This window comes from Stenotrophomonas sp. STEN009, from assembly GCF_056760395.1.
Window position 1 is genome coordinate 1 of the sequence record NZ_JBRRES010000066.1, and the last position, 10,325, is coordinate 10,325.

At 66.7% G+C, this 10,325-nt stretch carries 11 protein-coding genes and 1 pseudogene; all 12 read left to right on the forward strand.

Annotated elements, in window-relative coordinates:
• Positions 1-192: 192 nt before the first annotated feature.
• Positions 193-924 carry a YebC/PmpR family DNA-binding transcriptional regulator gene (locus ACVOMM_RS18455; RefSeq protein ID WP_053519361.1) on the forward strand — a complete coding sequence of 244 codons (732 nt, stop codon included), beginning with the start codon at positions 193-195 and terminating at the stop codon, positions 922-924.
• Between the two features lie 105 nt (positions 925-1,029).
• Positions 1,030-1,551 carry a crossover junction endodeoxyribonuclease RuvC gene (ruvC, locus tag ACVOMM_RS18460; protein WP_053519359.1) on the forward strand — a complete coding sequence of 174 codons (522 nt, stop codon included), beginning with the start codon at positions 1,030-1,032 and terminating at the stop codon, positions 1,549-1,551.
• A gap of 13 nt (positions 1,552-1,564) precedes the next feature.
• Complete coding sequence (gene ruvA / locus ACVOMM_RS18465; protein ID WP_053519357.1) at positions 1,565-2,158, forward strand: Holliday junction branch migration protein RuvA; 594 nt, start codon at positions 1,565-1,567, stop codon at positions 2,156-2,158.
• Between the two features lie 44 nt (positions 2,159-2,202).
• Positions 2,203-4,122 (forward strand): potassium transporter Kup, encoded by a 1,920-nt coding sequence (locus ACVOMM_RS18470; RefSeq protein ID WP_053519356.1) that lies wholly within the window; start codon positions 2,203-2,205, stop codon positions 4,120-4,122.
• A 246-nt stretch (positions 4,123-4,368) separates the two neighbouring features.
• A complete protein-coding gene (ruvB, locus tag ACVOMM_RS18475) occupies positions 4,369-5,409 on the forward strand; it encodes a Holliday junction branch migration DNA helicase RuvB (protein ID WP_065174760.1) in 1,041 nt (346 codons plus the stop codon).
• Positions 5,399-5,830 carry a tol-pal system-associated acyl-CoA thioesterase gene (gene ybgC / locus ACVOMM_RS18480; protein WP_053520250.1) on the forward strand — a complete coding sequence of 144 codons (432 nt, stop codon included), beginning with the start codon at positions 5,399-5,401 and terminating at the stop codon, positions 5,828-5,830. The genes ruvB and ybgC overlap by 11 nt, the downstream gene beginning before the upstream one ends.
• A gap of 10 nt (positions 5,831-5,840) precedes the next feature.
• Positions 5,841-6,620, forward strand: coding sequence for a protein TolQ (tolQ, locus tag ACVOMM_RS18485; RefSeq protein WP_053520249.1), 780 nt, complete (start codon positions 5,841-5,843; stop codon positions 6,618-6,620).
• A gap of 24 nt (positions 6,621-6,644) precedes the next feature.
• Positions 6,645-7,073: a protein TolR gene (gene tolR, locus ACVOMM_RS18490; protein WP_053520248.1), complete on the forward strand. Its 429-nt coding sequence runs from the start codon at positions 6,645-6,647 to the stop codon at positions 7,071-7,073.
• Positions 7,063-8,115 (forward strand): cell envelope integrity protein TolA, encoded by a 1,053-nt coding sequence (tolA, locus tag ACVOMM_RS18495; RefSeq protein WP_346475899.1) that lies wholly within the window; start codon positions 7,063-7,065, stop codon positions 8,113-8,115. Before tolR ends, tolA begins: the two co-directional genes overlap by 11 nt.
• A gap of 181 nt (positions 8,116-8,296) precedes the next feature.
• On the forward strand, positions 8,297-9,616 hold the full coding sequence (gene tolB, locus ACVOMM_RS18500) for a Tol-Pal system beta propeller repeat protein TolB (RefSeq protein WP_053520246.1): 1,320 nt from the start codon (positions 8,297-8,299) through the stop codon (positions 9,614-9,616).
• A 64-nt stretch (positions 9,617-9,680) separates the two neighbouring features.
• Positions 9,681-10,199 carry a peptidoglycan-associated lipoprotein Pal gene (pal, locus tag ACVOMM_RS18505; RefSeq protein WP_005418510.1) on the forward strand — a complete coding sequence of 173 codons (519 nt, stop codon included), beginning with the start codon at positions 9,681-9,683 and terminating at the stop codon, positions 10,197-10,199.
• A 3-nt stretch (positions 10,200-10,202) separates the two neighbouring features.
• Positions 10,203-10,325: pseudogene (locus ACVOMM_RS18510) on the forward strand (tol-pal system protein YbgF); the annotation flags it as partial.

A 10,325-nucleotide genomic window follows, 5' to 3' on the forward strand; every position in this document is an offset into this window, starting at 1 on the left:
CGGGGGGCCCCGCCCGCGCGCCGGGCGGCGGGGCGGGGGGCCCCCCGCCTACCGTTGGGGGGGGCTGTGCGCCTGGTCGCCGGGGCCCCCCCCCGGCGAGCGCAGCGGCGTCCATCCGCCCTAGACACGGTTGCAGCGCCCGATCAGGTAGAATCCGCGCCTTGATCCTGAAGCAGCCAGACGGTAGCACCCATGGGTAGAGGCCCCTCCATCGAAGCCCGCAAGAACGCGTCCGACGCGAAGCGCGGCAAGATTTTCACCAAGATCATCCGCGAGATCGGCGTGGCCGCGCGCGGCGGTGGAGGCGACCCCAACAACAACCCGCGCCTGCGCGTGGCGATGGACAAGGGCCTGGCCGTGAACATGTCCAAGGACGTGATCGAACGTGCGATCAAGAAGGCCACCGGTGAGCTGGAAGGCGTCGACTACGAGGAAGTGCGCTACGAGGGCTATGCGCCCGGCGGTGTGGCGGTGATCGTCGATTGCCTGACCGACAACCGCGTGCGCACCGTGGCCGATGTCCGCCACGCGTTCAGCAAATGCGGCGGCAACATGGGTACCGAGGGCTCGGTGGCCTTCATGTTCAAGCGCCTGGGCGTGCTCAGCTTTGCCCCGGGTGCCGACGAGGAGGCGATCACCGAAGCGGCCATCGAGGCGGGCGCCGATGACATCGTCGTCTATCCGGACGATGGCTCGATCGACGTGGTCACCAGCCCTGACGCATTCAACGCCGTAAAGGAGGCGATGACTGCCGCAGGGCATCTCGCCGACCACGCCGAGATCACCTTCCGCGCCGACAACGACATCAAGGTCGAGGGCGAGGTCGCCCTGCAGGTCCGCAAGCTGCTGGACATGCTTGAAGACCTGGACGACGTGCAGGACGTGTATTCGAACGCCGAACTCGGCGCCGACGCCTACGCCTGAGCCGTCACCGACGGCCTGGGCGCGGGCCGTTGAACGGTCACCGCGGACAGTCATGAGCCCATACGCCTGCCAGCGCTTCCCGTTCCGCCCCGCCAGGAGCGCGGCATGACCCGCATCCTCGGCATCGACCCCGGTTCACAGCGGACCGGGGTGGGCATCATCGATGTCGATGCCGCAGGGCGCGTCATCCACGTCCATCACCAGCCCCTGGTACTGCTGGGCGCCGACGATTTCCCGCAGCGGATGAAGCTGCTGGTGCTGGGCCTGGCCGACCTGTGCCGCGAGTACCAGCCGCAGGAAGTGGCGATCGAGCGCGTGTTCATGGCGCGCAACCCCGATTCGGCGCTGAAGCTGGGCCAGGCCCGCGGCGCAGCCATTTCGGCCGTGGTGCTGCGCGACCTGCCGGTGCACGAATACGCCGCCAGCGAGATCAAGCTGGCCGTGGTCGGCCGTGGTGGCGCGGAAAAGCAACAGGTTCAACACATGGTCGGGCTCATGCTCAACCTGAAAACCAAGCTGCAGGCCGACGCGGCCGACGCGTTGGCGGTAGCGATCACCCACGCCCACGTAAGGGCGACGGCCAACCGCCTGGGGCTCAGCGCCCGCCAAGCGTGGGGTCGCAAATGAGGAGCTGCACGCAATGATCGGTCGACTGCGCGGCATCGTCGCCTACAAGGCGCCGCCGTGGCTGGTGGTGGACGTGAATGGAGTGGGCTACGAACTGGAGGCGCCGATGAGCACCTTCTACGACCTGCCCGAGCTCGGACGCGAGGTCACGCTGTACACCCATTACGCGCAGAAGGAAGACAGCGTCTCGCTGTACGGCTTCCTGCGCGAGGGCGAGCGTCGGCTGTTCCGCGATGTGCAGAAGGTCAGCGGCATCGGCGCGAAGATCGCGCTGGCCGTGCTGTCCGCTGTCAGCGTCGAGGAATTCGCGCGCATGGTGCAGGCGGGCGACATCACCGCACTGACCCGCATCCCGGGCATCGGCAAGAAGACCGCCGAGCGCATGGTGCTGGAGCTGCGCGACCGTGCGGCCCAGTTCGGTGCCGGCGGGGCGCTGCCGACCGGCAGTGGTCCGGCCCCGGCCGACCCGCTGTCCGATGCCACCGTGGCGCTGCAGCAGCTGGGCTACAAGCCGGCCGAAGCGGCCCGCATGGCCCGTGATGCCTTCAACGAAGGCGACGAAGTGGCCACGGTCATCCGCAAGGCCCTGCAGTCGGCGCTGCGCTGAGCCGCGTCCTTTTCCTCCCCCGCCTGAGCTTCGCCAGGAGTCCCATGTCCAGCAGTCAAACCCCGCACGCAGCCGCCCCTGGCGGACACGGTCACGCCCCCCCGGCTGGGGGACTGGCGCTGGTCATCGGTGCGATCGGTGTGGTCTTCGGTGACATCGGTACCAGCCCGCTGTACACCCTGAAGGAGGCGTTCTCGCCGCACTACGGGCTCAACAGCGACCACGACACCGTGCTCGGCGTGCTGTCGCTGGCGTTCTGGGCGCTGAACATCGTGGTCACCCTGAAGTACGTGACCATCATCATGCGCGCCGACAACGATGGCGAGGGCGGCATCATGGCGTTGATGGCGCTGACCCAGCGTACGCTGCGCAACGGCTCACGCTCGGCCTACGTGGTGGGCATCCTGGGCATCTTCGGTGCGTCGCTGTTCTTCGGTGATGGCGTGATCACCCCTGCGATCTCGGTGCTTGGTGCCGTCGAGGGCCTGGAGGTGGCCGCACCGGGCCTGCACGCGTTCATCGTGCCGATCACCGTGGTGGTCCTGCTGATGGTGTTCGCCGCGCAGCGTTTCGGCACAGAGAAGATCGGCAAGGCGTTCGGCCCGATCACCTCGGTGTGGTTCATTTCGCTGGCGGCGATCGGTATCTACAACATCATCGATTCGCCGGAAGTGCTGAAGGCGTTCAACCCGTGGTGGGCGATCCGCTTCTTCATGGAGCACAGCTGGCACGGCATCTTCATCCTTGGCGCCGTGGTGCTGGCGGTCACCGGTGGCGAGGCCCTGTATGCCGACATGGGCCACTTCGGTGCCAAGCCCATCCGCCATGCCTGGTACTTCTTCGTGCTGCCGTGCCTGGTGCTGAACTATCTGGGGCAGGGCGCGCTGGTGCTGAACCACCCCGAAGCGGTGAAGAATCCCTTCTTCGAAGCGGTCCCCGACTGGGCCCTGTATCCGATGATCATCCTGGCCACGATGGCGGCGGTGATCGCCTCGCAGTCGGTGATCACCGGCGCGTTCTCGGTCTCGCGCCAGGCCATGCAGCTCGGCTACATCCCGCGCATGCGCATCAAGCACACTTCGCACGACACCATCGGCCAGATCTACATCCCGGGCATCAACTGGGGCATCGCGGTGATGGTCATCGGCCTGGTGCTGGCCTTCCGCAGCTCGTCGAACCTGGCCGTGGCCTATGGCATCTCGGTCTCGGCCACCATGCTGATCGATACGCTGCTGCTGGCCCTGGTCGCGCGCTCGCTGTGGCCCAAGGCGCGCCATTGGATCCTGCCGCTGTGCGTGGTGTTCTTCATCATCGACGTCGGCTTCGTCATCGCCAATGGCGCCAAGCTGCTGCAGGGCGCCTGGTTCCCGGTCGTGCTGGGCATCTTCCTGTTCACCATGATGCGCACCTGGCGCCGTGGCCGAGAGCTGCTGCGCGACGAGATCCGCAAGGACGGCATCCGCATCGACACCTTCCTGCCGGGCCTGATGCTGGCGCCGCCGGTGCGCGTGCCGGGTACCGCGGTGTTCCTCACCGCTGACCCGACCGTGGCTCCGCATGCATTGATGCACAACCTCAAGCACAACAAGGTGCTGCACGAGCGCAACGTCTTCCTGCATGTGGAAACCCTGCCCATTCCCTATGCGATGGAGGGGCAACGGCTGAAGATCGAATCGGTGGGCGACGAGTTCTACCGGGTCTATGTCCGCTTCGGTTTCATGGAGACGCCGGACGTACCGTTGGCGTTGATGCGCTCCTGCGACCACGGCGGGATCTATTTCGATCCGATGGACACCACCTTCTTCGCCAGCCGCGAGACCATCGTCGCCACCGCCAACCGCGGCATGCCGATCTGGCGCGACAAGCTGTTCGCACTGATGCATCGCAATGCTGCGCCGGCCACGGGCTTCTTCCGGATTCCGGGCAACCGTCTGGTTGAGTTGGGCGCACAGGTCGAGATCTGACTGCAGGGGTCGGAGCCCTTTTCCGCAGGAATGGGCTCGGACCCCATGTCGTGAGTCATCCACACTCCCATTTACGCATGGCGTGGATCTACTGTGTCGACCAAGGTCGACACCCACCAGGAACCGGACCCACCCCGCCATCTGCCAGGACGCCCGCTTCGGCTGTTGCTCTGGATGTTGCCGTTGCTTCTGCGGGCGCCGGGCGCAGCCCGGCCGAAACCCGCGCTTTTGCCGCATAATCAGCACATGACCGACGACCGCATCATCGGCGCCGGCGCCACCCGCGAGGATGACGCCGCCGACGCCAGCATCCGCCCCAAGCGACTGGCCGATTACCTGGGCCAGGCGCCGGTGCGCGAGCAGCTGGAGATCTACATCGAAGCGGCCAAGGCCCGCGGCGACGCGCTCGACCATGTGCTGATCTTCGGTCCGCCGGGGCTGGGCAAGACCACGCTCAGCCACGTCATCGCCAACGAACTGGGGGTCGCGCTGCGGGTGACATCCGGTCCGGTGATCGAAAAGGCCGGTGATCTGGCCGCCCTGTTGACCAACCTGCAGCCACACGACGTACTGTTCGTGGACGAGATCCACCGCCTGTCGCCGGTGGTCGAGGAAGTGCTGTACCCGGCGATGGAGGATTTCCAGATCGACATCATGATCGGCGAGGGCCCTGCGGCCCGCTCGATCAAGATCGACCTGCCACCGTTCACGCTGATCGGGGCCACCACCCGCGCCGGCCTGCTGACCGCGCCGCTGCGCGACCGCTTCGGCATCGTCCAGCGGCTGGAGTTCTACAGTGTCGAGGAGTTGACCCGGATCGTACGCCGCTCGGCCACCATCCTGGGCATCGACTGCACCGCCGATGGCGCAGGGGAGATCGCGCGCCGTGCGCGTGGCACCCCGCGCATCGCCAACCGCCTGCTGCGGCGGGTGCGCGACTACGCCCAGGTGAAGGCGGGTGGCCATATCGACGTGGCGGTCGCCCAGGCGGCCATGCAGATGCTCAAGGTCGACCCGGAGGGTTTCGACGAGCTCGACCGGCGCCTGCTCAGGACCCTGGTGGACTACTTCGACGGCGGCCCGGTCGGCATCGAATCGCTGGCCGCCGCGCTGTCCGAAGAGCGCGGAACGCTGGAAGACGTGGTCGAACCCTACCTGATCCAGCAGGGCTTCCTGGTGCGCACCGCGCGCGGCCGCATGGCCACCCACAAGGCGTACCGGCACATGGGCCTGAAGCCGAAGAACCCGCCGCAGGACCTGTTCGCGGAGGTTCCCGATGTCGGTTGAGCCACTATTCAGTTGGCCGACACGCATTTACTGGGAAGATACGGACGCAGGCGGGGTGGTCTACCACGCCCGCTACGTGGCCTTCATGGAACGGGCCCGGACCGAATGGATGCGCGCGCTGGGCTATGGCCAGGAGCGCATGCGCAGCGAGCACGGCATGGTCTTCGCGGTACGTGCCATGCAGATGGACTTCATCCGGCCGGCGCGGCTGGATGACCTCCTGCAGGTGAGTGCCACGCTGGTCCAGCTGAAGAAGGCCAGCATGGTCTTCGATCAGCGGATCGAGCGCGACGGCGAACTGCTGCTGTCGGCGCAGGTCCGCATCGCCGCACTGGACGCGGCCAGTTTCCGCCCGCGTGGCATGGACGACGCCGTCCTTGCCGTGCTGCAACCCTACCTCCACCCCGAATCCGAACACTGAGGAACAACGGATGATCGCAACGCTCCTGGCCCTGCAGGCCACGGTCACCGAGGCACTGCCGGCTGACGTCAGCAACGCCGCGACCCAGACCCTTGCCCAGGCCACCACCGGCGGCGGCATCAACTACCTCGAACTGATGGCCAAGGCCAGCCTGCCGGTGAAGATCATCGTGCTGCTGCTGCTGGTCGGCTCGTTCGTCAGCTGGGTGATCATTTTCCGCAAGGCCCGCGTGTTCAAGCAGGCCACCCGCGAGGCGGACGAGTTCGAGAACCGCTTCTGGTCCGGCGCCGACCTGGGCAAGCTGTACAGCTCGGCCACCGACCGCAGCCGCAACGTGGGCGGCCTGGAGGCGATCTTCGAGGCGGGCTTCCGCGAGTTCACCCGCCTGCGCGACAAGCGCCGGCTGGATGGCCGTGCGCAGCTGGAAGGCGCGCAACGTGCGATGCGCACCACCTACACCCGCGAAGTCGATCAGCTCGAGCGCAATCTGGAACTGCTGGCCAACATCGGCTCGACCGCGCCTTACGTGGGCCTGGTCGGCACCGTGTTCGGCATCATGGTGACCATGCACGACATGATCAGCAGCGGCGCCCAGGCCGGCATCGCCTCGGTCGCCCCGGGCATCTCCGAAGCGCTGTTCGCCACCGCCATCGGCCTGTTCGTGGCGATCCCGGCGGTGTGGGCCTACAACCGCTTCACCACCCGTGTGGAGCGCATGTCGGTCCGTTTCGAGACCTTCGCCGACGAGTTCAGCTCCATCCTGCAGCGCCAGAGCGCTGGCGACGAGTAAGCGCCTGACCCGGGAGTCCAAGCCATGTCCGCTGCCATCGGTCGCCGCAAGCGCCGCAAGCTGAAATCGGAAATCAACGTCGTTCCCTATATCGACGTCATGCTGGTGCTGCTGATCATCTTCATGGTCACCGCGCCGCTGCTCACCCTGAGTTTCGACGTGGACCTGCCGAACTCCAATGCCAAGGCGCTGGAGAGCAAGCAGGATCCGGTGATCGTTTCGGTGCGCCAGGACGGCCAGCTGAGCCTGAAGCTGCCCGACGCCAAGGAGCCCACGGCCGTGTCTGCCGAGGAGCTGGAAGGGCGCCTGGCCGGCATCGCCGCACAGGACAAGGGCCTGCGCGTGATCGTCGCCGCCGACCGTGCCGTGGCCTATGAGAAGGTCATCGCGGCGATGGACGTGATCAAGCGCGCGAAAGTGGACAAGGTAGGCCTGGCCACCGATGCACGCTGAGACCCTGCCGCCTCCGCGACAGCAGGAACCGGGCTGGGGCCTGCCCCTGGCGCTGGCCGTGCTGGTGCACCTGCTGGTCGCGCTGGTGTTCATCCTGGCGTGGCTGTGGTCGCCCACGCGCAATACCGATGCCGCTGCCGGTGATCCCTCGGTCGAGGCCAGCCTGGCGCTGTCCGCGTCGGAGGCGGCCGCTGCGCGCCAGGCCCTGCGCCAGTCGGAGAAGCTGGAAGATCTGCCGCCGCCGGTTGCCGAGCCGATTCCGGTGCCCGAGGACACCATTCCACCGCCGCAGCCGATTCCCGAGCCACGTCCGCAGGATGCTCCCACGCCGCAGCAGCAACAGGCGCAGGAGCGTGTCGCCCAGCCCGATACGCAGGACCAGGAGGCGGTGAGCGCACTGGCCATCTCGCAGGAGAAGGCCCGGCAGGAACAGGAAGCCAAGCGCCGCCAGGAGCAGATCGACCTGACCGAGCGCAAGCGCCAGGAAGAAGCCGAGCAGAAGCTGCGCCTGGCCAAGCAGCAGGAAGAAGACGCCAAGAAGAAGCGTGCCGAGCAGGAGCGGCAGGCCGCCGACCAGGCCGAGGCCGAACGGCAGAAGAAGATCGCCGAGATCCGTGCCAGGCGCGAACAGGCGGAGAAGGAAGCCAAGCTGGCCGAGCAGAAGCTGCGCCAGGTCGCCGCCGCACGCAACGCCGCCGGCAGCGCGCCGGCCGGCAACACCGGTGCGGCACAGCCGGCCGCTGGGGGCGGTGGCAACAGCGATGATCTTTCGGCGAAGTACGTCGCGGCGATCCAGGCGAAGGTGCGTGACACCTGGACCCGCCCGGACAGTGTGCCGCTGGGCCAGAAGTGCCAGGTAACCATCACCCAGATTCCGGGTGGCCAGGTATTGCGGGCTGCCGTCAGCGCCAACTGTGCCTACGACGAGGCCGGCAGGCGCTCGATCGAGGCGGCGGTGCTCAATGCGCAGCCCTTGCCGTACCGCGGCTTCGAGTCGGTGTTCAATCGCACGCTCAACCTGACCTTCACTGCTCAGGACTGATCGGCCGCGCGGGCCGGCCTGCGGGTCGCCCCGTCGCGCGGCAGCCGACCGATACGTTAATGGGACGTGAGAGGATGGGCTGGAACTGACCCGGAATTCACGTACCCTTGGTTCATGATTGCGAAGCGGTTCACCGCCGCTTTGCTATCCCTCGTTCCGGTTTCCCCCTATTGAGCGCTCCATGAAGAAGATGCCTCGTTGGCTTGCCGTGTTTGCGGCCCTGTTGCTGCCCTTCGCTGCCGTCGCGCAGCAGAGGGGACTGGATATCGACATCATCGGCGGCAACGCGTCCGCGCTGCCGATCACCATCGTGCCGATGCCCTACCAGGGCTCGTCGGCCGCACCGCAGACCGATGTCGCCGGTGTGGTCCGCGCCGACCTGGAACGTTCGGGCCAGTTCCGCACCCTGCCCGAAGCGCAGATCGTGGAAAAGCCTGTCCGTGGCGGCGAGATCCAGTTCGCCACCTGGCGCGCGCTGAAGCAGAACTACATCGTGGTCGGCCGCGTGCTGGACGCCGGTGCCGGTGCCTACCGTGTCGAATACGAACTGTTCGACGTGCCGAAGGGCGAGCGCCTGCTCGGCCTGGCGATGACCGCCCGCGGCAATGCCATGCGCGACGTCGCCCACCAGATGGCCGATGCCATCTACGAGAAGATCACTGGTGTCCGGGGTGCCTTCTGGACGCGCATCGCCTACGTGACCGCCAGCGGCAAGGGCGACGCCATGCGCTATGCGCTGATGGTGGCCGACTCCGATGGCTACAACCCGCAGACCATCGTGCGTTCGGCCGAGCCGCTGCTGTCGCCGTCGTGGAGCCCGGATGGTGGCAAGCTGGCCTACGTCAGCTTCGAGCGCGGCAACTCGGCCATCTACATCCAGAACATCGCCACCGGTGCCCGTGAGCTGGTCACCAGCTTCCGCGGCATCAACAGCGCGCCTGCGTTCTCGCCGGACGGCCGCAAGCTGGCCCTGACCCTGTCGCGCTCCGGCAACCCGGAAATCTACGTGATGGACCTGGGCAGCAAGCAGCTGACCCAGCTGACCAACCACTTCGCCATCGATACCGAGCCGACCTGGGCACCGGACGGCAGCGCGGTGTACTTCACCTCCGACCGCGGCGGCCGTCCGCAGGTCTACAAGGTCGGTGCCGGCGGCGGCAGCGCCGAGCGCGTGACCTTCCAGGGCAACTACAACGCCAAGCCTTCGGTGTCCTACGACGGCAAGAAGATCGCCGTGGCCCAGGGCTCGGGCAACAGCTACAAGATCGCGATGATGGACAGTTCGCTGGGCTCGCCGCGCTGGAGCACCCTGTCCCCGGGTTCGCTGGATGAATCGCCGAGCTTTGCGCCCAACGCAAGCATGGTGCTGTACGCCGCCCGCGAAGGTGGCCGTGGTGTGTTGTATGCCGTTTCGGCCGATGCGCGGGTTCGCCAGCGCCTGGTTCTGGCCGATGGTGATGTGCGCGAGCCGGCATGGTCCCCATACCGTACCCAGCGCTAAAAGAGTGTTAATATTTTCGCTGTCTTGAACCCCTCATCGGCCTAGGAGCCACAAAGGTATCGCCATGAACAAGTCCACCCGTGTTCTGCTTGTTTCCCTGCTGTCTGTGGCCGTCCTGGCCGGTTGCTCGAAGAAGGTGAAGGAAGAGCCGGCAGCCCCGGTTGACACCGGCACCTCGACCACCACCCCGACCGGTCCGTCGACCTCCGGCCTGTACGGCCCGGGCGACCTGGATACCGATGCCTGCCTGCGCCAGCGCGTTGTCTACTTCGACCTGGACAAGGAAGACGTGAAGCCGGAATTCCAGGCCATCATGGCTTGCCACGCCAAGTACCTGCGTGACCGCCCGTCCTCGCGCATCACCCTGCAGGGCCACACCGACGAGCGTGGTTCGCGCGCGTACAACCAGGCCCTGGGCGAGCGTCGTGGCAACGGCGTCAGCTCGGCGCTGCAGGCCAACGGTGGCTCGGCTTCGCAGCTGACCGTCGTGTCCTACGGTGAAGAGCGTCCGGTCTGCACCGAGTCGAACGAGTCCTGCTGGTCGCAGAACCGTCGTGTCGAAATCGTCTACACCGCGCAGTAATCCATGCGCATTGGCATCAAACTGATGCTGGTCGTTGCGGCAGCCCTCGTGGCTGCCTCACCGGCGCATGCACAGCGACAGAGTCTGGCCGATCGTGTCGGCGCGCTCGAGCAGCAGATGTACAAC